This window comes from Pelotomaculum sp. PtaB.Bin117 (assembly GCF_002067195.1).
Taxonomy (GTDB): domain Bacteria; phylum Bacillota; class Desulfotomaculia; order Desulfotomaculales; family Pelotomaculaceae; genus Pelotomaculum_D; species Pelotomaculum_D terephthalicicum.
This window is the reverse complement of sequence record NZ_MVQM01000070.1, coordinates 1-24476: the sequence shown is the minus strand read 5'-3', so window position 1 is coordinate 24476 and position 24476 is coordinate 1. Positions and strand designations below refer to the sequence as shown.

Genomic DNA, 24476 nt, shown 5'->3' with positions numbered 1-24476 from the left:
CCCCCGCCGTTTTCTGCAGGCAGTCGCGTTCTGCGGTCAAGCGGGATGGGAAGCGACCATATTGCCCGGCCAAAAATCCAGCATGATGCGGGCTTTAACCAGGGATTGCAACGCGTTGATTGATCTTCCGGCGGGGCACCCGCCTGTTGAAAGAGGCGCGAAGGTATCCATTATCCTTCTTAAACCTGCCCTAATCGGGAAATAAAATGAGATAAGCTGATCGAAATGATGAAAGGAGCTGAGCGCGAAGTGACTCAAAAGCAGCTTTATCAAGATCGTGAGATAATCGCTTATAAGCATGGTGAAGTAAAACCAGGCAGCGCCTCAATTGTTGAGGAGATACCGCTTACAATATATGTAAACGATGTTGAGCTGGCTACTTTAGTCTGTTCGTCGGGTGGGCACAAGGAACTGGCGGTAGGTTTCATGCTTAGTGAAGGAATGATTCAAAATCATGAGGAGATAAAGGATATTACCCTTAATGAAAGTGACGGGCTGCTGTGGATAGAAACCGCTTCCCCAGTGAAGCAGGTCGACAGTTTTTTGAAGCGGCAAATTACCAGCTGCTGTGGCAAGGGACGGGCGTCCCTCTACTTCGTCAATGATGTTTGTAACTTGCAGCCGGTGCAGTCATCAAAACAGTTCGCCGCCTCCCACCTGTTGAAAATGATCGGCGCGCTGGAGGAGGGCTCCGCTACTTTCCGCAAAACCGGCGGCGTGCATAGCGCGGCTTTGGCCGATAATACAGGGTTGCTGGCCATGTACGAGGATATCGGCCGCCATAACGCCGTGGACAAGGTTTTAGGCTATGCCGTTCTGAACCGTTTAGCGCCGGACGACAAGTTTTTGCTGCTGAGCGGGCGTGTGTCCTCGGAGATTTTAATTAAAGCCGGCCACAGCCATATACCCCTTGTGTTGTCACGCTCCGCCCCCACCTGCCTGGCAGTGGATTTGGCCGATCAGTTCGGCATCGCTTTGGTAGGATTTGCGCGCGGCGACGCAATGAGTGTATACAGCCACCCCGAGAAAGTGATTATGTAAAAGGGTGGCTGGTTATGTCTCAGCGATTATTCTCCCTGTTTCAGTCAAATCATAATCACCCAGTCCCCCAATCTCCGTTTTAAATTCACTGGATTGGAGTATTTCAAGCACCGCCTGAAACAGGGGTTTTTCCAAGTATTCTTTTTTTATAGCCAATTCGTAACGCTCTTTTTGCAGTGGGACAAAATCAATATTACGAACCTGAAAGGACGCCTTTTGGTTTCCTAAAGCCACATCGGCCTCTCCCCGGCCGACGGTGCTGGCCACGGCGAGGTGGGAAAACTCTTCTCTTTCATAACCGGAAATCAATCGCCTGTCCACACCCAATTTGTGCAGCCGTTCATCCAGCAGGACTCGCGTGCCGCTCCCTTTTTCCCGGTTTATAAAACGGAGGCCGGGTTGGGTCAAGTCGTTCCAGTCCATTATTTTTTTAGGGTTTTCCTTGGCCACGTAGAATCCCTGCATCCGGCAGGCCAAATGAATGATTATCATCGGGATGCCGGGGAGCAGGCGGCGCACATACGGAATGTTATATGTCCCGGTGTCTTCGTCCCAAAGATGAATCGCGGTCATATGAGCTTTCCCCTGGTAAACGGCTGATAGGCCGTCAAAACTGCCGATGTATGACCGGAAGGTGCGGGTTCCGTGCGGGTGCTGCTCAATATGGAGGGCCAGTATATCCAATAGAATATCCTGACCGCAGATCACCACCCCTTGGGAACATGGAGTTATCTGCGCTTTCATCTGCAAAGGATGAGACTCGTTTAACTGCAGGGTGTTTGAGTACGGCCGTTCCATTTTCTTGCCCTGATTTTTGTAGGTCTCAACGTCACGTATGTCAACCCGGTATTTGCGGCCTATCCGGTAGGCCGCGAGATCTCCCCGCTTGATTAATTCGTAAACCGTATTCTTGGCAATCTTCAGTATGCTTGCGACTTCTTCGGGAGTTAAAGAAGATTCTTCTCTCACACATGTTCCTCCCTTCACCAATTATGAATATTATTATATCCCATTTTTTTGTTTTTGGTAATCATCTTTGGGTATCTTTGTGGTATCTGATTAAGTTGGCAGGATAAATTGAGCAGTCTGATTGGTCATGGGACTCTGGACGGGTATTGTCAAGGATTTCTTAAAGGAGCCCATCTGTTTTTTCTTCTTCTTGTATTGACATTACACCGGGTGTGTGCTTATTATAAAGGCATGTCATCTTGAATTAATTAATGTTCGTTTATCATGTTGTTCATGGGTTTTATAGTTTATTTTTATGATATTTGATTTTGTTTTGTGTTTTATGAGAAATTGAAACAGGCTGCTGTTTTAAGCCTGGGACCTGAAATGGGGCCCGAACTAAGAGTAATATTGAATGGAGCCGGACAGAGAATTGGTAGAAGCAAGACAGCGCAAAGAAATGCAGACTTCAATTAAGAGCAGCATCTGGTTATCGGTGAAAGGAAGATTATCCGTGGACGAAGTCAGTGGTATCATGTTTAACTTTGCTTACAATAGCATTAGGGCCGGCCGACGATGATATTATATATTATGTAGGTTTTCATGAAGGCTCTTTAGTAGAGAACAAAAAACAATAATACGTAATTCAACTATATATATATTGACAACTATAGCAAGTTGTTTTATTATTTTTAGTACAATTATATATAGTTATGTCAAGTGCTGCGATTATTGACAGTATTGCAATTATTGCAAAGAGAGGGGATGTCCTACAGGGATGCGATAAGGAGGATGATAGCTTTTACTATGTAGCCTGAAAAATGTATCAATTGGGGAGAGAAGGAAGTAATGAAAAAAATATTTGTTTTTTTGACACTAATGCTGTTTGTCGTGGGGGCCGTTGCGGGCTGCGGAGGCGCCAAGGAGAAGGTAGAATTAACTGTTTCGGCAGCGGCCAGCCTGCAGGACGTCACGGGAGAATTAAAGGAAATTTATGAAAAGCAACATTCCGGCGTGACAATTACCTATAATCTAGCCTCTTCCGGGGCCCTGCAGCAGCAAATTGAACAAGGCGCCCCGGCCGACTTGTTTATATCCGCCGGCAAGTCCCAAATGGACGCCCTGGCTGGAAAAGGTCTGATAGTGGACTCTTCCCGCAAAGACCTGCTGGGCAACGAACTGGTGCTGGTGGCCGGGAAAGACAGCGCGCTCACGGGATTCGAGGGCTTGACCGACGCCAGCGTTAAAAGGATAAGTACTGGTGATCCTGATACTGTGCCCGCCGGCCAATATGCCAAAGAAACATTGACCAGCCTCAAGCTCTGGGACCAGCTTCAGCCCAAGATGGTTCCGGCCAAAGATGTACGCCAGGTGCTTACCTATGTGGAAACCGGCGATGTGGAGGCGGGCCTCGTTTACCGCACCGATGCTGCCATTAGCAAGGACGTTAAAATCGTGGCGGCTGCCCCGGCCGGCTCCAACAAGCCCATTGTTTACCCCATGGCCGTGATCAAGAGCACCAAGAACCAGAAGGAAGCAGAGGCGTTTGCCGCTTTCCTGCAGAGTGACGACGCAGTAAAGGTGTTCGAAAAATATGGCTTTAAAGTACTCAAGTAGTGCTATGGAGTTGAGATGTTCGCACAATTAACTGACTGGTACCCGGTGCTCCTTTCTGTCCGGGTGGCAGTCATCGCAACAGTGGTTGTTACCTGTCTCGGCTTGCCTGTGTCCCGGTTGCTGGCGCGGGGAGAGTTTTTCGGCAAAGACGTGCTGGAAGCGGTGATTACCTTGCCGCTCGTGCTGCCGCCTTCTGTCGTAGGCTATGGACTGCTCATTTTGATTGGTAAAAACGGCTTGCTGGGCAAAATGCTGGCTGAACTGGGTGTTACCTTGATATTCACCTGGTGGGCGGCCGTCATTGCTTCCACCGTGGTGGCTTTCCCGCTGATGTACCAGAGCGCCAAGGCAGCTTTTAAGAGCGTGGATATCAACTTTGAAAAAGCGGCCAGGACTCTGGGGGCCAGTGAACTGAGGATTTTTTTTACGATTACGCTGCCCCTGGCCTGGCCGGGCATTCTCGCGGGTCTGGTGCTGACCTTCGCCCGCGCGCTGGGTGAATTTGGCGCCACTTTGATGGTGGCGGGCAATATTCCCGGACAGACTCAGACTATTCCACTGGCTATTTATTTTGCCGTGGGAGCGGGGAAAAATGAAATGGCCAGAACGCTGGTCGCCGTTATTACAGTGTTTAGCTTTATAGTTATCTATTGGGTAAATCGTTGGGCAAAAAAGCATCAAAATTAATATTTGGTGATAAAAATAATGCTGGAAGTCAGGATTTCTAAAAAACTGTGGCACTTTAACCTGGAATTGGAAGTAAAAATTGATAATCAAATCCTGGTGCTGTGGGGTCCCTCCGGCGCCGGCAAGACTACAACTTTACATTGTCTGGCCGGCTTGCTGAAACCAAGCGACGGATTTATCAAGCTCAACGCTCAGGTTCTTTTTTCTTCTGACGAAAAGATCGATGTTCCCACCCGTCTGAGAAATGTCGGCTATCTTTTTCAGAATTACGCACTTTTCCCCCACATGACTGTGCGGCAAAATGTTTTATACGGACTGCGGGGGAAAAGGCGGGCGGGCACCAGTGGTGTGGATGCTGTTGAACTGCTGAATTCCTTTGGCGTGGGGCATCTCATTGAGCGATATCCCGGCCAGCTTTCCGGCGGGGAGAGGCAGCGGGTGGCCCTGGCCAGGGCGCTGGTTGTCCAGCCGCAGCTGCTCTTGCTGGATGAGCCGTTCAGCGCTCTTGATAAAAGCACTAGGGAGAGCTTAAGGCAAGAAGTGAAAAAGCTGCACCGGCAGTGGAAGATACCCTTTGTTTTGGTCTCCCATGACGAGGAGGACGCCCAATTTCTTGGTGATTTAATCGTTTCGCTGGAAAACGGGCGGTTTAGGGGCGATTCCCTGCAGGCAGTTTCAGTGCAATAGCCCCATTAAACAAGGGGCGTTGTTATGAGGAGATGACTGGTTTTGAAGAAAAAGCACAGGCAAATTTTAAAGATCGGGTTTTTGACGCTGTTGGTGTTGCTCTTGATTGCCGGGTGCGGCAAATCTTCCAGCCAGCCGGCGGGAGAGTCAAATACTCCGCCGGCGCAGGGGAAAGCGCCGTTATTCGCCTATGTCGGCGCCAACCTGAAAGATCCGGTCAGTGAGTTGGCGCAAGTTTATGAGCAAAGAACTGGAGTCAAGGTCGAGCTGACTTTTAATAACGCGGGGTCATTGCTGAACCAACTGGAAACGACGAAAAAGGGTGATATCTACATGCCGGGAGGCATGCCTTTTGTGGAGACGGCGAAACAAAAAGGCTGCATAGCCGAGATGGTTGGGCCGATTGCCTACCACACTCCGGTAATCATTACGCCGAAAGGCAATCCGGCTAAAATCAGCAAAGTGCAGGATCTGGCCCGGCCCGGCTTGAAGTTGGTTATTCCTGATAAAGAGGCTACCGCCATTGGTAAAACTGTTTTTAAAACATTTGACAAGCTGGGCATTACCGGGGAGATCGAGAAAAACGCACTGACTTATGTAGAGACGCCCGCAAAGGTTATCGCCACGCTGGGGATGGGCCAGGGAGACGCGGGTATTGTGGAATACAGCAACACATACCAAAACCTGGATAAGCTGGATGTGGTGGAAATCGATCCTTCGGTAAATATTGTTGATCAAATTCCCTGCACCATGCTTAGTTATAGTGATCAGCAAGAGCAGGCAAAAAATTTTCTTGAATTTATGAAAGAGGAAGGTCCGGCGGTTTTCAAAAAATACGGTTTTAAAACGGAAGCTTAATAGGGCAAAAGTCAGGTAATTTTATATGTTAACTACTCGTATAAATATTTTTCAGGGAGTTTTCTGGCTGATTTTTATCCTGATTACAATATTTTTGGTGGTGCTGGTCGGCGGCCTGTTGTTTTACGGGAAATGGGCCGCTTTTGTTTCCGTAATTCATCACCCGGAATTTCATTTCGCGGTCGTATTTACTCTGTGGACGTCACTTCTCGCCACTGCTTTGGCAGCCGTCGTCGCCGTTCCATGCGGTTTTATTCTATCCCGCTATAGTTTTCCGGGGAAAGTTTTAATCGACACATTGATGGACATACCAATCGTATTGCCGCCCCTGGTCAGCGGAATCGCCTTATTGATTCTGTTCGGCCCTGTTTTGGGGGATGCGCTTGCCCGCCTCGGCATGGACATTGTGTTTTCCACCCGTGGAGTTGTGGTTGCTCAGTGGTTTATCGCCACTCCTTTTGCCATCAGAACATTTAAACAAGCTTTTGACTCAATTGATCCCAGAATGGAGAATGTGGCGCGCACGCTTGGCTACTCCCCCGCGGGTGTGTTCGTGCGGGTGACCGTGCCGCTGGCAAAGGGGGGCATCCTGGGCGGGCTGACGATGGCATGGGCCAGGGCGCTGGGTGAATTCGGGGCGACCGCCATGCTGGCCGGCATAACCCGGCTGAAGACGGAAACTCTATCGGTGGCAATTTTTTTAAATATGTCCATCGGCGATATCCAGTTTGCCATGGCGACCGCAGTCATAATGCTGCTGGTGGCGCTGCTCCTGATGATTGCTTTCAAAGTTTTTGCCGGAACGGGGGTGCGTTTATAAATGAACCAGGACCTGCTTGAGGCATGTGCCCTGACCGTCAATGTCGGCAAATTTTCCCTCAAAAATATCGGGTTTTCAATGGGGCCGGATGATTATGTCGTTATTTTAGGGCCGACCGGCTGCGGCAAAACGGTTCTTCTTGAGTCGATTGCCGGGCTCCGGCTGCTGAACGGCGGAGCTTTGTTCTTAAGCGGCAAAGAAATCACTCATTTGCCGCCGGAGCGCAGACGTCTCGGGTTTGCCTACCAGGACAGCCTGTTGTATCCGTTCCTGACTGTCCAAGAAAACATTTTATTCGGCGCGAGGGCCAGGGGGCTGAAAGAAGCTCCTGAAATGAGGCGGCGGATGGCATACCTGGCTGAGACAATGAATATCACGCATCTTCTCGGCCGTTACCCGCGATTTTTGAGCGGGGGAGAAAGACAACGTGTTTCGCTGGCCAGGGCAATTTTGACCAAGCCTCCTTTGCTGCTGCTGGATGAGCCGCTTTCTTCACTTGACCGGCAGACCCGCCATGCCACGCAGGAACTGCTGAGGGAGATTCATCTTGCGGAAGGTATTGGAATCATTCACGTGACTCATGATTTTTCTGAGGCGCTGCAGTTGGGCAGCCATATGCTCATGCTGCATAATGGCCAGGTCGAGCAGGCCGGCAAGCCGCGGGATATCTTTTTTCACCCGGCTACCGAGTTTGCGGCGAAATTTTTGCATGGCGAGAACCTGATTCCGGGTAAAGTCGTCGGGCGGGAGGGTAAGCTGTGGTTTGAGCATGGCGGGGATATTCTCCTGGGGCCGCTGCCGGAATGCTGCCTGCCGAAAGGTTTAAGCCCCGCAGGCAATTCTTTAACTATGTTCATCAGGGCCGGCAGTATCCGCCTGAGCCGGGCCGGCGAGGCGCCTGCCGCAAACAGTTGGTCAGCGTTAATCAGTGATGTGATTATCAATTCAACACATGTCGATGTTTACTGTCACGGAAATGGCAGCAGTTGGCAATCCAGCTTGTCCCTGGCCGAGTGGCAGGGACTTGATTTGAGCAGGGGCGAACGGGTAAGACTATCGGTTGACCCGGAATATCTTCATGTTATTCCTCAATAAATAAGCCGCATTAGAGGCGAATCCGACAGGGCGACTTACGGCGACTTACCTGGGTGTTTTAAGGCCTGCGCCGGGGGAAGACTCCTCCGTGGATGGAGCGGATATCGGATATATTAAAGAAGGTATCCGGCTCAACCTCATCTATAGTTTTTAGGATATTGGCAAGGTTTTTCCTTTTTGCGGTGACGATCAGCACTCTCCGCATACCTGACCTGCCTTCTCCGGCAATTTTGGTGACACCGTAGTTTTCCTTCCTCAGCCGGGCAATCATTTCGCCGCTGGATGACATTGTCGGAAACACATGAATGATCACGTAGCCAAAGGCCATTTTTTCCTCAATAAAAGCCCCCACGATGTTCCCGGTGGCAAACCCTCCCGAGTAAGCGATTATTTTCAGGGGATCACTTATGCCGCCGGATATAACCGTACCTAAAACCAGCACAAAAACGGCCACCTCGAAAAATCCAATGACTGCCGCTGTTAAATAATAACCTCTTGTCAGCATCAAAAGCCGAAAGACATCAAGTGAGACATCCACTACTCTGGCGGCGAAAATTAAAAAATAGCCGTAAACGGGGTTTGTAAAGATGGTTTCCAGAATTTCCTCACCCTTCGATAAATATTTCGGTGATGCTCTTGTCGGTTTCCTATTGACAAGGCATTTTAATCATTTTTCCCTTAAACAAGAAGTCCAATACTTCGTTATACGGGGATTACGCTAAATTATGAGTTGCTTATTCTCTGGTTGGCATAATACCGTTGACGTCAAGTCATATGGATAGGCGTGGAATTTAATGATATTAATGCTATAATTAACGGTGTGGATGAACAAATTTGGCGGTGTATCGAATGCTCAATAGGAACGTCCGGGTGATCTAACTTTGTTCTGCGCAGGTATGTGTTATAATTAACGGCAGGAGGGATTCCGGTGAGTTATACGCCGATGATCAGGCAATACCTTGAGATCAAGAAACAATACCCCGATGCCGTTCTTTTTTTCCGCCTGGGCGATTTCTATGAAATGTTTTTTGAGGACGCGCACCTTGCTTCACGCGAGTTGGAGATAACCCTGACCGGCCGGGACGGGGGTGCCGGCGAGCGTGTTCCCATGTGCGGTGTCCCGTATCATGCCGCTGAAGGTTATATTGCCAAGCTGATCGATAAAGGGCACCGGGTAGCCATCTGCGAGCAGGTCGAAGACCCGTCTGCCGCCAAAGGTATCGTGCGGCGGGAAGTCACCCGGGTGATTACGCCCGGCACGGTCATGGAGAGCCAGCTTCTTGAGGATAAAAATAATAACTACCTGGTATGCGTGGCCCCGGTGCTGGAAGGATTCGGCCTCGCTGTTGCGGACATCAGCACGGGCACCTTTATGATTGCTTCATTTTCCGGTGTAAAGGCCCGGCTGGCGTTAACCGAGGAACTCGCCCGGCTCAGGCCGGCGGAAGTGATTGTTCCCCGGTCCCAGAGAGAGGTTCTTGCGGAAGACATGCGATTGATCGGCATGCCTGTTGTTAGCGGCTTCCGGGAAGACGCTTTTTCCCCGGCGCTGGCCGGACAGGCACTGGAAGCGCAATTTGGCCCGTCTTTTCGCGATCAGTGCGGGATATCCGACTTGGATTACCTGACGCCGGCGGCCGGCGCCCTGCTTATTTACCTGAAAGAAACGCAAAAAAGGGAACTATCTCACCTGAATAGATTTCAATTTTACCAGCCGGGCCGGTTCATGGTGCTGGACGCGGCCACCAGGCGCAATTTGGAGCTGACCAGGTCCATCGCGGACGGCTCCCGGCGAAACACCTTGCTTCATGTGCTGGATCACACTGTCACCGCCATGGGCGGCCGGTTGATGAAAAACTGGATCGAGCGGCCCCTCCTGGACAGCGATGAAATAGAGGCGCGGCTGGAGGCTGTCGCGGAACTGGCTGAAGAAGTTTTTTTGCGCCATGACTTGCGGGAAGGGCTAAAAAATATTTACGACCTGGAAAGGCTGTCCGGCCGGATATCTTTCGGCACGGCAAATGCCAGGGATCTGGTGGCCTTGAAAAAATCCCTGGCGCAGCTGCCGCAGATAAAGTCCTTGTTGGAGCAGGCAGATGCTTCCCTGCTGCGGGCAACCGGCAACGCCGTGGACTTGCTGGACGACGCCAGGACGCTTCTGGAGTCGGCTATAGAAGATGACCCTCCTTTGTCGCTGCGGGACGGCGGGATTATTAAAACCGGGTTTGACCCGGAGGTGGACCGGCTGCGTTTTGCCGGCCGGGACGGGAAATCGCTGCTGGCCGGTTTGGAAGAGCGGGAGCGGGCGCGTTCCGGCATTAAATCGCTAAAAGTCGGCTACAACAGGGTGTTCGGCTACTACATCGAGGTCACCAAATCCCACCTGCCGCTGGTTCCGGAGGATTATCAGCGCAGACAGACGCTGGCCAACGCCGAGCGGTTCATCACCCCGGAACTGAAGGAATATGAGGATATGATCCTGGGCGCTGAGGAACGGCTGGTGCAGTTGGAATACCATCTCTTTAACGAGATAAGGGAAAAGATATCCGCCATGAGCAGCCGCATCCAGACTACCGCCGGGGCGGTCGCCGGGACCGACGTCTTGCTGTCGCTGGGTGAGACCGCTGTCATGGATAATTATACCCGGCCGGTGATCAACAATGAGGGCAAAATTACGATCAGGGACGGACGTCATCCTGTACTGGAGAACGTGCTCGGACCCGGTCAGTTTGTTCCCAACGATACTGTCATGGACGACCTTGACAGCCGCCTGTTTCTCATCACCGGCCCGAACATGGCCGGAAAAAGCACTTACATGCGTCAGGTGGCCCTGATCGTCTTAATGGCCCAGATTGGCAGTTTCGTTCCGGCTTCGTTTGCCGGGACTTGCCTGGTGGACCGGATCTTTACCAGGGTGGGGGCCGCGGACGACCTGTCCGGCGGGCAGAGCACTTTCATGGTGGAGATGAACGAGTGCCGCGCCATTGTGACGGGCGCGACAAAGAGAAGCCTGATCATCATGGATGAGGTGGGGCGCGGCACCAGCACTTACGACGGCATCAGCATCGCCCGGGCGCTGGTGGAATATATTCACCGGCGGGTGGGTGCGAAAACTTTGTTTTCAACGCACTACCACGAGCTGACCGATCTTGATAATTTGCCGGGTATCGTCAATTATAACGTGGCTGTGGATGAGAGAGGGGAAGATATTGTTTTTTTGCGCAAGGTTGTGCCGGGAAAAGCCGACCGCAGTTACGGCATTCACGTGGCCAGGCTGGCCGGTTTGCCCGGTGAGATTATCCGCCGCTCGGCTGAAGTACTGGAAAGTTTGGAATCGGTAAAAGAACCGGCCCGGCAGGTGGCTGCCGCCGCGGAACCCGCGGAGAGCCTTGCCCCGGAGGAACATCCGGTTTTGCAGGAAGTGCGGCGTCTGGACGTGCTGCGGATGACGCCGCTTGAAGCCATTAACAAGCTTTGCCAATTGCAGAACGAGCTTAAGGAGTCAGGAGTCAGAATCAGGAATCAGGAGCAAGAAGTCAGGAATCAGGATTAGTAGTTAAATGAGAGAATGGTTTATCTGTAACGACTAAAGCTTGCAGGGGGGAGAACAATGTTTGTTGGTGTTGATGTGGGCGGAACTTATACCGACGCGGTGCTCCTTGATCATGAAGCTGTTCGCGCCACTGCCAAAATACCGACCAGGGCGGATTTGCTTGAGTCCGTTCTGGAAGCGCTCGATATTGTGCTGAAAGATGTGGACAACAAGGACCTGAAAAGGATCGTCATCAGCACGACAGTAATCACCAACCTCATCGCCGGGCGCAAGTACGATAAGGTGGCCCTTTTATTAATCCCCGGACCCGGTCTGAGTCACCGGTATTATGATTTCAAAACGAAGACAATCATCCTGACCGGCGCGATTGATTACCGCGGCCGGGAAATCGTGCCTTTGGACGAAAAGGAAATCGTGGCGGCGCTCTCGGAACTGGCTGCGGAGGGCTATAAAAAGGTGGGGGTGGCCGGTAAATTTTCACCCCGGAACAGTGCCCACGAGAAGCAGGTGGCGGCGATTATTCAAGAAAAATATCCGGATTGGCAGGTGGAATTGGGATTCCGCGCCGGTCCCCAGCTGAACTTCCCCAGGCGTGCGGCGACAACTTACCTGACCTGCGCCACCAGGGAGCCGTACCGTAATTTCGTCAACTCCGTCCGCCAAGCGCTGGAGAAGAGAAAGATAAGTGCCGAGGTGTTTATCTTGAAGGCGGACGGCGGCACGATGCCGCTGGATAAGTCCGTAGAACAGCCGGTGGAAACCATCTTTTCGGGTCCGGCGGCGAGCACGCTGGGAGTGCAGGCGCTGACTCCCCCCGACGAAACTGAGGTGGTCGTCGATATCGGCGGCACCACCACGGATATCGCCTTGATTCTGAACGGGCAGCCGCTGCTGTCGGCAAAGGGCGCCCGGGTTAACGAACAGCTGACCCAGGTGCATACCCTGGCCGTTAGATCGGTGCCTGTCGGCGGCGACAGCCTGCTGGAGCTTGCGGGGGATGAAATTGTTTTTCGCCCGGAAAGACTTGGGCCGGCTTATTGCATGGGCGGGCCGGCGCCGACGCCTACCGACGCGCTCAGAGTGCTTGGCCTGACCGCGCTGGGTGAGGAGGCCAAGGCCGAGGTAGCCATGGAGAAGCTTGGGGCGCCTCTCGGCTTGTCCGCCGCCGAGACAGCCGGGCGGGTAATCGATTTGATTGCGGACAGCATCACGGCGGAGGTGGAAAAAATGTTCCTGGAATGGGAACAGGAGCCTGCTTACCGTATTTGGGAACTGCTGCAGAAAAGAAAGGTGCGTCCCTCCATTGTCGCCGGCGTGGGCGGCGGAGCGGACGGCTTGATTCCCCAAATTGCCGCCAAACTGGGATGCGACCCGGTCATCCCTCCATACGCCCCGGTTGCGAACGCCGTGGGGGCGGCGGTGGCCAGGCCCACCCTTCAGGTGAGTCTGCGGGCTGACACCGAGCAAGGATATTACCAGATTCGGGAAGAAGGTTTTCAGGGTAAGATCGACAAGCGGTCATTCAACGAGCAAAAAGCGCTGGCGCTGGCCAGGGAAAAGCTGCTCGAAAGAGCCGCCGATTACGGCTTGGCGGTAACGCCGGACGAGATCGAGGTAACTTACCGGGAAGTGTTCAATATGATCAGGGGCTGGGATACCTCCGGCCGCTTGTATGATTTTACTGTCCAGACTCCCAGGGGGATAACCTGCCGGATTGAGAAGGGGGGTAAATGAGTATGTCTAATGCCAGTGAAAAACCGACCGGTTTGATTTTTTTCCCGGCCTTTGACTGGGCTATTTCTCCCACCCACCCGGAAAGGGAGGAGCGTTTGCTTTACACCCGCGACCAAATTTTTGAGGAAGGGATAATGGATCTCCCGCAGGTATCGGAATATACTCCCGTCCTGGCAACCACCCATGATATTGCCATGACGCATTTCTGCGTGCCGCGCGTGGAGGACCAAGTCACCGAGGCGCACCTGATCGCGGCCGGCGCGGCCATTTTATTGGCCGACGAGATTGTTTCCGGCCAGATCAAAAACGGCTTTGCCCTGGTCAGGCCCCCCGGCCATCACTCCATGCGGGTGGTGCACGGCAACCGCGGTTTTTGCAACATCAACAACGAAGCGATCATGGTGAATTACCTGCGGCGGCGCAAGGGGATTAAGCGCGTGGCCATTATTGATTCGGATGTCCACCATGGCGACGGCACCCAGGACATCTTCTGGCACGATCCGGACGTTCTGTTTATCTCTTTTCACCAGGACGGACGCACCATCTTTCCGGGCACGGGGTTTACCAACGAACTGGGCGGCCCCGGGGCTTACGCCCGCACCATCAATATTCCGCTGCCCCCCGGAGCGACAGATGAGAGCCTGCTGTACATTGTTGACAACCTGATCCTGCCGGTTCTCAGTGACTTCAAGCCGGATTTCATCGTGAACTCGGCCGGCCAGGACAATCATTTCACCGACCCGCTCGGCAGCATGCGCTTTACCGCCCAGGGGTACGCCAGGCTGACCGAGAAATTGCGGCCGGACCTGGCCGTGCTGGAAGGCGGCTATGCCATTGAAACGGCATTGCCATACGTGAATATGGGGATCATTCTGGCGCTGGCGGGGCTTGACTACTCCGCAGTGCTTGAGCCCGACTACCAGAAGTTCAAGGAAAGCGCTGATTTAGCCGGACAGGTCCACCGAATGGTCGACCAGCTATTGCAGCGGTGGGCTAAGCGTGACCAGGTATCGATCAGTCAAAGCGATATGACCGGCAACTATTTTCAACATACGAAAAGGATATATTACGATACTGATAACATTCAGGAAAACCAGCTTGAGAAGCTCAGACTTTGCGACAACTGCCCAGGCTATCTGTCAATTGAAACTAAAGCGAACCACGGCTACGGGCAGACCGGCGGAAAGGCCTTGTGCCTGTCAATTCCCATTGACGCCTGTGCCTCCTGCCGGACAGAGGCCGCGGATTTATATGAAAAGGCAAAAAAGGCAAGGACATACTCGTATGTATATTTGCAAGATAAGTCAGCCGATCTTTTCCTGGGTTACGATACCGCTAACGGCAAGGAGTGGCGTTCGGAAGGTAGCTAAGTTTGATTGGTTGCAAATATTGTACCTTACCTTATAAGAGAGTGCTAAGAGGCTTTGCTTGTAAAATGAGGCTCAACAGCCGGATAATTGCCGATTGTTGAGCCTTAACAATATCCAGGCAGCACCTTTCCCTGATCGGTTTGGCATTTTTTACTTCTTATTTCTATTTTCTATCAACGTCGTTACGAACAGTCAATCTTCCCAAAATAAGAAAGCATGATATAGAAAAATACATTGTTCTTGATTGTCTTCACTCAAAGAATAAATCACCGCTTCCAGGGTTTTTCTTTTGGATCGCGCCGGCGCGTGTTATAATGAACAGCAGGTACATAAAAATGCCTGTGTTGCTAAGTTCTAGACTTTACCCGGGGCAAATAATGTCCGGGATAGAATGGCGGGGTGCGGTATTGGCGGGCATAGTTATCCTGGATGAATTCACAGCCGGCCAGATTGCTGCCGGTGAAGTGGTTGAGCGGCCGGTGTCGGCAGTGAAAGAACTGGTGGAAAACGCCCTGGATGCGGGCGCTACCAGGATCGCCGTTGATCTTGCGGAAGGCGGCCTGTCTCGGATCACTGTTTCAGACAACGGTTGCGGGATGTCCGGGGAAGATGTCCGGCTGGCTTTCCTGCGCCATGCCACCAGCAAGATTAGAAGCGCCGCTGATTTGCGCCGGGTGAACACGCTCGGCTTCCGCGGGGAGGCGCTGCCCAGTATTGCGGCGGTCGCCAGAGTGGCCATGACCACCCGCGTGCCTGGCTCGGTGGCGGGGACGCGCGCTGAGTTACAGGGGGGGGCACTTGCCGCTGTGAGTCCGGCCGGGTGCGCGCCGGGCACTACTGTTGAAGTTAATGACTTGTTCTATAATACGCCGGCCAGGCGCAAAGCGATGAAAAGCCCTGCCGCTGAAGGCGCGTTGTGCGGGGAGTTGGTATCTAAGATGGCCCTGGCCAGGCCTGGTGTCCGTTTTGAACTGTTGACCCAGGGCAGGCGTGTTTTTTATACACCCGGCACCGGCAGGCTGATTGACGCCGTGACAGCCGTTTACGGTCCGGGGCAGGCCAAGGAAATGATTGCGGTGAGTGCGGCGGATGGGGACCTGGGCATCGACGGTTATGCCGGGAAGCCATCACTAAGCCGCAGCACGCGCAGTCACCTGACCGTTATTATCAATGGCCGTTACGTGCGCTGCCCGGCTGTCGCCGCGGCGGTTGAAAACGCTTACCGCGGCCTGCTGTTCCCGGGACGCAGGCCGGTGGCTGTCCTGTCTTTAATTGTGGCGCCGGAACAGCTGGATGTGAATGTGCACCCGGCAAAATCGGAAGTGCGCCTCTTGGAGGAAAAGAGGGTTGCCGCCCTGGTTGCCGGAGCGCTGAGGAGCGTGCTGCGCGGGGACTCGGTTATTCCTTCCGCAATTGCTGAACGAACTAATCCGTACCATTACAAAGAGCCGGTCAAAACTGCTTTCGAGCAGGTGCCGGCGATATTTCCGCCGGAGGCAAGACGTGAGCGGCCGGTTGCCGGGCCGGAGCCAACGGAGCCGTTTGAAATAGTTGCAAAAAAAGGTAGCGAGGTTGTAAACAACCGGCTCGAAAAATCCGTTTTGCCGCTGGAACGAAAAAAATTTCCTATTCTTCACCCGCTGGCCCAATTGCTCCCGACGTATATTCTAGCAGGGGGGGAAGACGGTCTTTATATCATTGACCAGCACGCCGCCCACGAGAGGGTTCTCTACGAGGAATGCCTGGCCGGTCAGGGCAATTATCCCAGTCAGCTGCTTCTTGTTCCGGAAACGCTGGAGCTTGAATACGGCGAAACCTCGATTATCGTTGAATTGCTGCCCCGGTTTAGCGAAGCAGGCTTTGTCATTGAACATTTCGGCGGCAAAACGTTCTTGCTCAGGGGAGCGCCGTCCTACCTGCCGGCAGGCCGGGGGAAGGAGCTATTCCTGGACATGGTTGATTTCCTCAAGGAAAAAGGTTTTGTTCCGGAGCAAGCTGAATTTTTAAAACGGCTTGCTTCCTCGATTGCTTGCAAGGGAGCGATAAAAGCCGGGGAAAAAATGCCGTTTAGCGCTATGGAAGCTTTACTGGAAAGGTTGGCCCGGGCGGAGAATCCATTTACTTGCCCGCACGGCAGACCCACGATTATCCATCTTTCCAACCGTGATCTGGAAACCCGTTTCAAGAGGTAGCGTAATGAAACCGCTTAGATTTGCTGTCACGACATCGCATAAGCAGACGTCAGATTTGGTGGACGGCGCCAAACAGATCGCCGGGGAATTGGCAGCGCGGTACGTGGAAAGAAACAAGCGGTCTCTGGGGACTCTGTCGGAGGACCTCGGTGTGGCGGGCATGTTGGTGGTTGCATCCAAAAAAATATCATTTGTGTCCCGCGCGGGGGAATTTTTTTTCCACCCGGGTCTGGCCGGGTTGCGTATAAATGAACTAAAAAATGGGAAAACTGACCAGATGATTGACGCCATGTCCATCGACGCGGGCGACAGTGTTTTGGATTGTACACTGGGTCTGGGGACAGATGCCGTTGTAGCCAGTTATGCTGTCGGCAACAACGGCCGGGTAGTCGGATTGGAAAATTCGCCGGTTATAGCGTATCTGGTGAAATCCGGTCTTGCTTCTTACCCGGAAGCTGATGGAGACACTGCCGCCGCCATGCGCAGAGTGGAGGTGGTTCAGGCGGATCACCGTGATTACCTGCGGAAGCTGCCGGCAGGCAGTTTCGATGTGGTGTATTTTGATCCCATGTTCCGCCTGCCCGGGCGGCGGTCGCCGGCTATAAACGCCTTGCGCGTCCTGGCTGATTCCGAACCGCTTGGCCGGGAAACAATCAACCTCGCTGTAAAAATAGCGAACAAGCGGGTGGTGGTCAAAGAAAGGCGGGACAGCGCGGAATTCGGGCGCTTGGGCTTTGAAAAAATACACGGGGGGAGGTATGCCCCAGTAGTATACGGGGTAATAAACTGTCAAGGTCTATAATATGTGTGAGAAAAAGAATTATTTGCCGCCCCTGCTGGTGATTGCCGGGCCGACGGCGACGGGGAAAAGCGAAATGGCGGTAGATGTGGCCGGAGCAATCGGCGGTGAAGTCGTGTCGGCGGACTCCATGCTGGTTTACCGGCAGATGGATATCGGCACCGCGAAACCGACGAGAGAGGCAATGCGCGGTATAACACACCACCTGATTGATATAGTAAATCCCGATGAAGAATACAGCGTGGCGGTTTACCAAAAGCAAGCCAGGGAGATAATCGCGGATATCCGGGCCAGGGGCGGAGTACCTGTGCTGGCCGGCGGCACCGGGCTATATATCAGATCAGTCATTGACCGCTACGATTTTACCGGTGCGTGCCGCGATGAATCGTTGCGGCTGAAGCTGTTAAATGAAGCCCGGGACAATGGTTTCGAGTCGCTTCACCAGCGGCTGGCTGAAGTCGACAGGCAATCGGCGGTTAAACTGCACCCCAGGGATGTGCGGCGGGTAATTCGTGCGCTAGAAGTATATTACCTCACAGGGAAGCCGCTTTCCAGCTACCGTAAACTGGAAAAACGCGCCGACCCATTATATAATTTGGTTTTTATTGGTTTAACAATGGCCAGGGAGAAACTCTACCGGCGGATTGAGCAAAGAGTGGAAGCAATGATTGAAGCGGGACTGGTGGGTGAAGTGCAAAGGCTTCTTAACGCCGGATATAGTCCCGGGCTTACTTCAATGCAAGGATTGGGCTATAAGGAAATAATTGCCCATCTGACAGGGGAAGTTTCTTTACCGGAGGCGGTTGCACTGTTAAAGAGGAATACCAGGCGTTTCGCCAAAAGACAACTGACCTGGTTCCGGCGTGACGAACGGATCAAGTGGCTGGAGATAAATCCTGCAGAGGGATTGCAGACGGCCGCAAAAGAAATTATCAGTAATATTGAAGGAGTATTTTAAGATTTATAGAAACTTAAAAGAAAATTTCCAACGGAGGGATCTCCTATGACCAAACCACAAATTAATCTACAAGACGCTTTTTTAAACCAGTGCCGGAAGGAGAATATCCCCGTTACCATTTTCCTCGTCAATGGTTTTCAGCTAAAAGGCATGGTAAGGGGCTTTGATAACTTTACAGTAATCCTGGAAAGCGACGGGAAGCAGAAAATGGTTTATAAACATGCCATCTCCACGGTTGAACCCTTTAAACCTGTTAATACAACTTTTACGGAAACAAAGAGCGCTTATTAAAATTTACCTGGACTGAACACAACGACCCCTCTGCCGAGGGGCTTGCTTTTTTGGTCGTAATAGTCCGGCTCGGGCGTATAATGTTAATGATAAAGCCCGAGAGGTGGCTGAAGCACGGTGAAGGTAATAAAAAAATGGGACATCCGGGAACTTGGAGGGGGCGGAGGGCAAGGCGGCCGGAACAAGAAAAAGAACGTCCTGACCCTGCAGACTGCCGCCAAGTCTGCTCATGCCGGGGATGAACAATGCCTTCGTCAAAACACCGGAGATGTTATGCAGGAATTGTATAACCTGGTTGGCCTGCAAGAAGTGAAAAAGTTAATAGAAGAAATTTATGCGTTTGTGGAGATCCAAAGGCGGAGACAAAAAGAAAAGCTGGCTGCGGAGCCTCTTGCGCTGCATATGATTTTCAAGGGCAACCCCGGCACGGGCAAAACCACTGTGGCCAGAATACTGGGCAAGCTGTTCAAAGAGATTGGCGTGTTGCCCAAAGGGCATCTTGTTGAAGTGGAAAGGGCCGACCTGGTGGGTGAGTTTATTGGTCATACCGCCCTGAAAACAAGAGAGCAGATCAAAAAGGCGCTGGGAGGCATCTTGTTTGTAGACGAGGCATATGCGTTGGCCAGGGGCGGTGAAAAGGACTTCGGCAAAGAGGCCATCGACACCATGGTCAACACGATGGCAAACAATACTATGTACTTTATGGCCATGATATACCAAGACCTCAGAAGACTTTCGAAACTATGACAGATGCCCTTGCTAACAGGGTGGACGAGTTTGAACAACTGTATAAAGTTGAGAATATGACAATCCAAGAAATTGCAGAGCGGGCTGGTGTGGATTGGTGGGTAATAAACATCTGTGCTCAGACACATGGACCGAGCTTTGGGCCGCTTCATGGACATCATGGTAGTGATTACTACAAGAGACAAATCACACGGTATTTTAGGAAAGATTATTGACGCGATAATTTCAAGAAGTTACTCATATTCCTGCTCCCATTCGCATCATCACCGTCACCATCGTAGTTCATGGTCTTAAAGTTTAATAAAACCAGTATGAAAAAAGCAAGCTCGCAAGCATCAGCCAGAGAGCTTGTTATTGAAACAACCTGTCTGGAGATTTAGATGGAGCACGAAAGGATACCTAAAATCTTAAATACTATAGCTTTTACGATATATGGAATAATACCGCAACAACCAGTAATAAAGCTAACCAGCAGTGAGAACGGGAAAACGGCTTCTGCCTAATCGCGAATGTTGCCAGTATTACTACAACCAACAATCCCAACCAGCTTATTACTCCAGTCAGCATGTCAATTCTCAAAAATTTGCCCCAATGCCAACTGCCCCTCCCAATAAGTGCGAGTATCCCGTGGGTAGTTAAGACTACTAAGCTGGTTATGGCAAGTGAATGGTGATAACGAGCAAAATATATTGCTACAGAACTTGATCGTTTTAAACGGCGAACAAAGTAGGGAACTAGAGTGCTGGCAAAAAGGAGGAAGCCGACCCAACCAAACAACTCGGTTATATTAATCACCTCATTTAACAGTACCTTTTTATAAATTTTACCATAAGTCCCTACGCAAAAACAGTGCACAGATAATAAAAGCGTGGTGGGGTTATATTGACTATATCTTTAGGAAATGCAGAGCTTTACTTTGCCACAAAAGTCCTTCATAATGACGAATGGGTTCAGGCTGATGCTTCTCAAAAACAATGTGCTTTAAACGCTGCCACAGAGCAGCTTGCCTCCTAAAAAGGAGCTGTTTCAAAAGTCGCTTTAGTGGATTAAAGTGGGCATAAAACACCTCGTTCCACTATGCAAGTGGAGCGAGGTGTTAGAATTAATAGCTATTTTAACATGTTCAGTAAGGGCTGATTTTCAAAAATATGACTTTTAAAACAGGCCCTTGGTTGGTTAATCATCATTGTCGTCGACTTCATAGACGTTATTATCTATTGGAGGAGCGTCTATTTGCATCAAGATTAGTTGACCACCGGGATAGGTACCATCATTAGTCACCTTGTAATCATCATGGTTATGGGCAGGATAAAATTGTGGAAAGAAATTGTCCTCCCCTTGTGTTCCAGCACAAATATTTAAATAATTGACCACATTAGGTGTTGGACAATTGACAGGTTCCGTAGGAATGTCAAAGATCGGAGAGCGGTCGACAAGCTCCGGATGGGTGATGGCAAAATTCTGCAGTTCCACCATTTGCGAGCAAAGAGACGGAAAACCGTCCTGGCCTTTAATGATATATTTTTGGTATTGAGGACGCTTATCATCGGCAACTAGAAGCAGGTCATAAGATTCACCGGAACCGATAGCGACAGTAAAGTTTTCATTCTTTATTCCATGCAATTCATGAATATTATCGCAATCCTCCTCTGCAAACAAGGCGGCAATCTTCAGAAATGGACTGGGGTGAGTATCCTTGCCAACGACTGTGAAGTGCCAACCATGAATATGCCATGGAACAACCTGATAGCCCAGGTTCATCATTCTAAGAAGAAATTTGTCACCTGTTTTTACGTGAACGTAAGATTCATAATTTATTTGAGTAAGATTAGGATTGGCTGTTGGTGGTGCAGTCAGTGGATGCGGTAATAAGGTATCTGGGAAAGCACGGCCGTTAACCAGCCAGAAGTTTGGTTTATAATTTACGGCGTTAAAATTCGGGTCATTTGTCAGGACCGCAGTATGCCATGTCTCGTCGATATCGGACAAGAGCATTACCCATTCGCTGTCGAAATACGTATTAATGTCATCGTAAGCAAAGTTCCGATTCGTGGCACTCCTTGGAATTTGAGGCTGTCTTTCCCCATGGAGGAGCCAATCACCTTTTCTGTTTTGCCTAATGCCTGCCATCCTTAGACTTTTTACGGACGGATAAATTATTAGGGCACCATACATACCCATTTGAACGTGTTCAGAAGCTTCAATATGGCAGTGATAAAAATAGGTTCCAGGATGATCCGGCTCAAAGTAATACGTAGCTACCGGCGGAGCATAATCCGGAACCTGTTCTGGAGGCAGCATACTCCATATAGGAACGCCAAAAGAAGTCTCTGGGAAACCATCCAACTGGGTAGCCACGTGGGCTCCATGCATATGAACAGTGTGGAAATCCAAAAGGTCAGGGCGTTCATTCATACCCAAATTAATTAACGTTACATAGATTCGGTCTTGCACTTCGCCCCAAATTAATGGAGACGGAATGGTGGCAGTACCTTTCATCGCTTGTAAAGCCGGCCAGTTATCTGAGTTTTGCCAATTAAGAACCGGATTTATGACCTTGTTGTCAACTTTATAAAGCCCTCCAACGAAACCAAAAACATAAACTTTTCGGCGAGTATCTGTACAGACATCCGGTTCAAGCGGAAGTTCAACAAAACCGTCTGTTGCCAGCAGCACATAATGTCTTATAGCCAACGCATATTCACTCCTTTTATGCATTACCATGATATCCTAATACTATATTTTATGTTAATAAATAAAAATTGTTCTTGAACCTATACAGCATAACAGGAGTAATAAGTCCTCATGTTCTTAGTTGTAAAATTTCTACACACTAAACCTCGAATTTTTTCATCAGCTCGATAAACACTTTTTTCCTGTAATTTGGAATATATCTTGAATTGGTTTGAAGATATTATATAGAGACAGACCGAGGGTATTTGGGAAGGGGTATATCCTCTCCTGCCGTCCGCAAAGGTGGGTCAACCAGACCACAAAGGGGTCACTCCCTGCGCAAGACTTGAGAAAGCCCGTACAGGGTATGTGGAATGGTGATAGTAATTTGCCGTTCCAGTAGTTGGCATACTCCCTGTATCCCTTGAAGATGAAACCGACGTGGTGCTCCATGGGGAGTATGTAGGCCGGGAGTTGCTTCACACCATGCCGGTACGCTTTCTCAAGGCGATGATGGCCGTCAATAAGGCTGTAGCCCCGTGCCAACTCGATGTATTCATCATTAGGGCCGTTCTCTTTACGCCAATCAGATACGGCAACACAGACTTGCAGCAACTCATTCTTGTGTTTAGCCACACAGCATCTTACCATATTTCGGGCAGAAAGGGCATGCCTTAGAATGAATTCATGTGCATAGCACAAATTCATTCTAAGGAGGTCGTCATCTAGCTCTTTTCCTGTAAAATCCAAACATTAGTATCGTAGCGATTAACGCCATTGCCGAACCGAAGTAAAAAGGAGCTCGATTGTCAACCTTGTCATATAATACACCAGCTATAACGCTTGCAGGAAGCAGCGTAATACCGATAAGTGAATTGTATATACCAAGACCCGTACCTCTCTTTCCTTTATCTATAATATCTGTAACCAATGCTTTCTGCACACCATCTGTTGCTGCACTATAAAGTCCATATAATGCAAAAAGCAGAATTATTACCACCTTATCGTTTGTCCTTCCAAACCCGAAGTATATGATAGAATAAAGTAAATATCCGAAGATAATAAGTCTTTCGCGGCCAATTCTATCGGAAAGCATACCAGCAGGGATAGCAAAAATTACCGAGACAGAATTGAATATCAGGTATACAAGAGGCAAAAATAAGGCTTGTATACCGATGTCACTGGCTTTTACTAACAGTAGGGCATCAGTTGAGTTGCCCAGGGTAAATATGAACGCAATCCCCAGGAAAATATAGTATCTGATTGGAAATTCCTTAAGCTTAATTTCCCCAAGAAATTCAGCTTTGCTCTTCTTAGCCTCCCTGACAAAAAGAATTATAACAAGTAATCCCATTATGCCCGGTACTGCTGAAAACAGGAATACCTTGCGATAATCACCCGGAAACACTGCCAAGACTGCTACGGCCAGTAGCGGTCCCATTATTGCTCCGCTGTTGTCCATAGCTTTATGAAAGCCAAAACCTCTACCTTTATTACACTCACTTGATGATCCGGCTATAAGGCTGTCTCTGGGTGCAGTTCTTATTCCCTTTCCAACCCTCTCGGCAAATCTGATTGTTAGAACCTGCAAGGGCGAAGTTACTATTGAAAATAATGGAGATAAAAGAGCTGTAATTGCATAGCCTATAACCATAAAAGGTTTGTTTTTACCGATTTTATCACTCCACCAGCCTGACAAAGCCTTAAGAATCGACGCTGTACTCTCTGCAACACCCTCAATAAGAGAGAGCTCTATCTTTGATGCTCCTATAGATAGCAAAAAAAGCGGCATAATAGCATAGATCATTTTTGTTGTTGTATCAGTTAAAAAGCTGGTTATACCTGTAAAAAATATGTTCCATTCAAGGCCTAAAATCATTTTCTGCTTTTCCTTGTCGACACTCACATCTATCCCCCCTATAAGTGCCATTTTAATACTATTTTGGACGCCGCGATCAGAATAGTTCTTTAAATTCACGATCATACTTTGCCTGTCTCATTTGAATGCCTCCCGTTAATAATTATAGGGGCATTCCTAATGTCTATCAAACCTGGGCAAGGTCAAATGGAAGGACAGGCCGTAGCGCGTGCTAAAGGAAAGCATATGGGCAGGCCAAAGTGTAAGGTACCATCGAATTTCCAGGAGATATGCAAAGAGCGGAGGGAAGGAAAAATGACCGCTATGGAAGCCATGCGTAGATGGGGATGAAGAAGACGAGCTTTTATAAGGCTGTGAAGGGTAAAGCATAGCTTTAAGAGGTACAATGGCTTGACTCCGGTGTCCAGGTGATGGTCAAGCGTAGCAGCATGGACGTGACTTTATCGATTTATAGTAAAGTATATTTAATGTTAAGAATGTTCAATGATACTTAAATCTTTCATGGGAAAGTGACGTACATTTTTAGT

General features: G+C 50.2%; 21 protein-coding genes and 2 pseudogenes. 18 read left to right on the top strand and 5 right to left on the bottom strand.

All coding sequences use genetic code 11. The features are described 5' to 3' along the window. Both A4E54_RS04625 and fdhD read left to right on the top strand, forming a co-directional pair. Window positions 1-205 (top strand): annotated as a pseudogene (locus tag A4E54_RS04625) (hypothetical protein); the annotation flags it as partial. A 20-nt stretch (window positions 206-225) separates the two neighbouring features. Continuing rightward, window positions 226-1041, top strand: coding sequence for a formate dehydrogenase accessory sulfurtransferase FdhD (gene fdhD / locus A4E54_RS04620; protein ID WP_240081871.1), 816 nt, complete (start codon window positions 226-228; stop codon window positions 1039-1041). Window positions 1042-1053: 12 nt separating this feature from the next. Here the strand turns inward: fdhD and A4E54_RS04615 are convergent, their stop codons facing one another. Then, window positions 1054-2010: a substrate-binding domain-containing protein gene (locus A4E54_RS04615; RefSeq protein WP_240081870.1), complete on the bottom strand. Its 957-nt coding sequence runs from the start codon at window positions 2008-2010 to the stop codon at window positions 1054-1056. A 394-nt stretch (window positions 2011-2404) separates the two neighbouring features. On the opposite strand from A4E54_RS04615, the gene A4E54_RS04610 reads away from it, so the two are divergent. The 7 genes from A4E54_RS04610 to A4E54_RS04580 all read left to right on the top strand — a co-directional run bounded on the left by A4E54_RS04610 (window position 2405) and on the right by A4E54_RS04580 (window position 7753). Continuing rightward, window positions 2405-2569, top strand: a complete 165-nt coding sequence (locus A4E54_RS04610; protein ID WP_286724674.1) for a hypothetical protein — start codon at window positions 2405-2407, stop codon at window positions 2567-2569. A 269-nt stretch (window positions 2570-2838) separates the two neighbouring features. Then, entirely contained in the window at window positions 2839-3606 is a 768-nt protein-coding gene (gene modA, locus A4E54_RS04605; protein WP_240081868.1) for a molybdate ABC transporter substrate-binding protein, read from the top strand. A 15-nt stretch (window positions 3607-3621) separates the two neighbouring features. Then, window positions 3622-4293: a molybdate ABC transporter permease subunit gene (gene modB / locus A4E54_RS04600; protein ID WP_240081867.1), complete on the top strand. Its 672-nt coding sequence runs from the start codon at window positions 3622-3624 to the stop codon at window positions 4291-4293. A gap of 18 nt (window positions 4294-4311) precedes the next feature. Continuing rightward, window positions 4312-4980 (top strand): ATP-binding cassette domain-containing protein, encoded by a 669-nt coding sequence (locus A4E54_RS04595; protein ID WP_240081866.1) that lies wholly within the window; start codon window positions 4312-4314, stop codon window positions 4978-4980. Window positions 4981-5022: 42 nt separating this feature from the next. Then, window positions 5023-5838 (top strand): molybdate ABC transporter substrate-binding protein, encoded by an 816-nt coding sequence (modA, locus tag A4E54_RS04590; RefSeq protein WP_240081865.1) that lies wholly within the window; start codon window positions 5023-5025, stop codon window positions 5836-5838. Window positions 5839-5863: 25 nt separating this feature from the next. Continuing rightward, window positions 5864-6658 carry an ABC transporter permease gene (locus A4E54_RS04585; RefSeq protein WP_240081864.1) on the top strand — a complete coding sequence of 265 codons (795 nt, stop codon included), beginning with the start codon at window positions 5864-5866 and terminating at the stop codon, window positions 6656-6658. Then, the gene (locus tag A4E54_RS04580; RefSeq protein ID WP_240081863.1) at window positions 6659-7753 is read left to right on the top strand and encodes an ABC transporter ATP-binding protein; all 1095 of its coding nucleotides are present in this window, start codon (window positions 6659-6661) and stop codon (window positions 7751-7753) included. It begins immediately after the preceding gene. Window positions 7754-7811: 58 nt separating this feature from the next. Here A4E54_RS04580 and A4E54_RS04575 read toward each other — a convergent pair whose 3' ends face one another. Beyond that, on the bottom strand, window positions 7812-8291 hold the full coding sequence (locus A4E54_RS04575) for a DUF2179 domain-containing protein (protein ID WP_240081862.1): 480 nt from the start codon (window positions 8289-8291) through the stop codon (window positions 7812-7814). Between the two features lie 405 nt (window positions 8292-8696). Here A4E54_RS04575 and mutS point away from each other — a divergent pair, with 405 nt between their 5' ends. The 8 genes and pseudogenes from mutS to A4E54_RS04535 form a co-directional block, all read left to right on the top strand. Next, window positions 8697-11306 carry a DNA mismatch repair protein MutS gene (gene mutS, locus A4E54_RS04570; RefSeq protein ID WP_286724676.1) on the top strand — a complete coding sequence of 870 codons (2610 nt, stop codon included), beginning with the start codon at window positions 8697-8699 and terminating at the stop codon, window positions 11304-11306. Window positions 11307-11363: 57 nt separating this feature from the next. After that, window positions 11364-13040 carry a hydantoinase/oxoprolinase family protein gene (locus tag A4E54_RS04565; protein WP_240081861.1) on the top strand — a complete coding sequence of 559 codons (1677 nt, stop codon included), beginning with the start codon at window positions 11364-11366 and terminating at the stop codon, window positions 13038-13040. A 2-nt stretch (window positions 13041-13042) separates the two neighbouring features. Further along, complete coding sequence (locus tag A4E54_RS04560) at window positions 13043-14410, top strand: histone deacetylase family protein (protein WP_286724668.1); 1368 nt, start codon at window positions 13043-13045, stop codon at window positions 14408-14410. Between the two features lie 335 nt (window positions 14411-14745). Continuing rightward, window positions 14746-16602, top strand: coding sequence for a DNA mismatch repair endonuclease MutL (gene mutL / locus A4E54_RS04555; RefSeq protein WP_286724666.1), 1857 nt, complete (start codon window positions 14746-14748; stop codon window positions 16600-16602). 4 nt (window positions 16603-16606) lie between these two features. Continuing rightward, window positions 16607-17404, top strand: a complete 798-nt coding sequence (locus A4E54_RS04550) for a class I SAM-dependent methyltransferase (protein ID WP_240081858.1) — start codon at window positions 16607-16609, stop codon at window positions 17402-17404. A 1-nt stretch (window position 17405) separates the two neighbouring features. Next, window positions 17406-18359 carry a tRNA (adenosine(37)-N6)-dimethylallyltransferase MiaA gene (miaA, locus tag A4E54_RS04545; RefSeq protein ID WP_240081857.1) on the top strand — a complete coding sequence of 318 codons (954 nt, stop codon included), beginning with the start codon at window positions 17406-17408 and terminating at the stop codon, window positions 18357-18359. A 45-nt stretch (window positions 18360-18404) separates the two neighbouring features. Beyond that, window positions 18405-18650: an RNA chaperone Hfq gene (hfq, locus tag A4E54_RS04540; RefSeq protein ID WP_240081856.1), complete on the top strand. Its 246-nt coding sequence runs from the start codon at window positions 18405-18407 to the stop codon at window positions 18648-18650. 204 nt (window positions 18651-18854) lie between these two features. After that, a pseudogene (locus tag A4E54_RS04535) lies at window positions 18855-19340 on the top strand (AAA family ATPase); the annotation flags it as partial. Between the two features lie 1233 nt (window positions 19341-20573). Here the strand turns inward: A4E54_RS04535 and A4E54_RS04530 are convergent. The 3 genes from A4E54_RS04530 to A4E54_RS04520 form a co-directional block, all read right to left on the bottom strand. Beyond that, on the bottom strand, window positions 20574-22091 hold the full coding sequence (locus tag A4E54_RS04530) for a multicopper oxidase domain-containing protein (protein ID WP_240081855.1): 1518 nt from the start codon (window positions 22089-22091) through the stop codon (window positions 20574-20576). A gap of 159 nt (window positions 22092-22250) precedes the next feature. Further along, entirely contained in the window at window positions 22251-22706 is a 456-nt protein-coding gene (locus tag A4E54_RS04525) for a ParB/RepB/Spo0J family partition protein (RefSeq protein ID WP_240081854.1), read from the bottom strand. 85 nt (window positions 22707-22791) lie between these two features. Then, a complete protein-coding gene (locus A4E54_RS04520) occupies window positions 22792-23976 on the bottom strand; it encodes an MFS transporter (RefSeq protein WP_502687922.1) in 1185 nt (394 codons plus the stop codon). Between the two features lie 132 nt (window positions 23977-24108). Here A4E54_RS04520 and A4E54_RS04515 point away from each other — a divergent pair, with 132 nt between their 5' ends. Continuing rightward, the gene (locus A4E54_RS04515; protein WP_240081853.1) at window positions 24109-24279 is read left to right on the top strand and encodes a hypothetical protein; all 171 of its coding nucleotides are present in this window, start codon (window positions 24109-24111) and stop codon (window positions 24277-24279) included. Window positions 24280-24476: the final 197 nt, after the last annotated feature.

Coding starts and splice junctions, on each gene's coding strand:
- fdhD (WP_240081871.1), top strand. CDS start 226: ATGATGAAAGGAGCTGAGCGCGAAGTGACTCAAAAGCAGCTTTATCAA.
- A4E54_RS04610 (WP_286724674.1), top strand. CDS start 2,405: ATGGAGCCGGACAGAGAATTGGTAGAAGCAAGACAGCGCAAAGAAATG.
- modA (WP_240081868.1), top strand. CDS start 2,839: ATGAAAAAAATATTTGTTTTTTTGACACTAATGCTGTTTGTCGTGGGG.
- modB (WP_240081867.1), top strand. CDS start 3,622: ATGTTCGCACAATTAACTGACTGGTACCCGGTGCTCCTTTCTGTCCGG.
- A4E54_RS04595 (WP_240081866.1), top strand. CDS start 4,312: ATGCTGGAAGTCAGGATTTCTAAAAAACTGTGGCACTTTAACCTGGAA.
- A4E54_RS04585 (WP_240081864.1), top strand. CDS start 5,864: ATGTTAACTACTCGTATAAATATTTTTCAGGGAGTTTTCTGGCTGATT.
- A4E54_RS04580 (WP_240081863.1), top strand. CDS start 6,659: ATGAACCAGGACCTGCTTGAGGCATGTGCCCTGACCGTCAATGTCGGC.
- mutS (WP_286724676.1), top strand. CDS start 8,697: ATGATCAGGCAATACCTTGAGATCAAGAAACAATACCCCGATGCCGTT.
- A4E54_RS04565 (WP_240081861.1), top strand. CDS start 11,364: ATGTTTGTTGGTGTTGATGTGGGCGGAACTTATACCGACGCGGTGCTC.
- A4E54_RS04560 (WP_286724668.1), top strand. CDS start 13,043: ATGTCTAATGCCAGTGAAAAACCGACCGGTTTGATTTTTTTCCCGGCC.
- mutL (WP_286724666.1), top strand. CDS start 14,746: ATGCCTGTGTTGCTAAGTTCTAGACTTTACCCGGGGCAAATAATGTCC.
- A4E54_RS04550 (WP_240081858.1), top strand. CDS start 16,607: ATGAAACCGCTTAGATTTGCTGTCACGACATCGCATAAGCAGACGTCA.
- miaA (WP_240081857.1), top strand. CDS start 17,406: ATGTGTGAGAAAAAGAATTATTTGCCGCCCCTGCTGGTGATTGCCGGG.
- hfq (WP_240081856.1), top strand. CDS start 18,405: ATGACCAAACCACAAATTAATCTACAAGACGCTTTTTTAAACCAGTGC.
- A4E54_RS04515 (WP_240081853.1), top strand. CDS start 24,109: ATGTCTATCAAACCTGGGCAAGGTCAAATGGAAGGACAGGCCGTAGCG.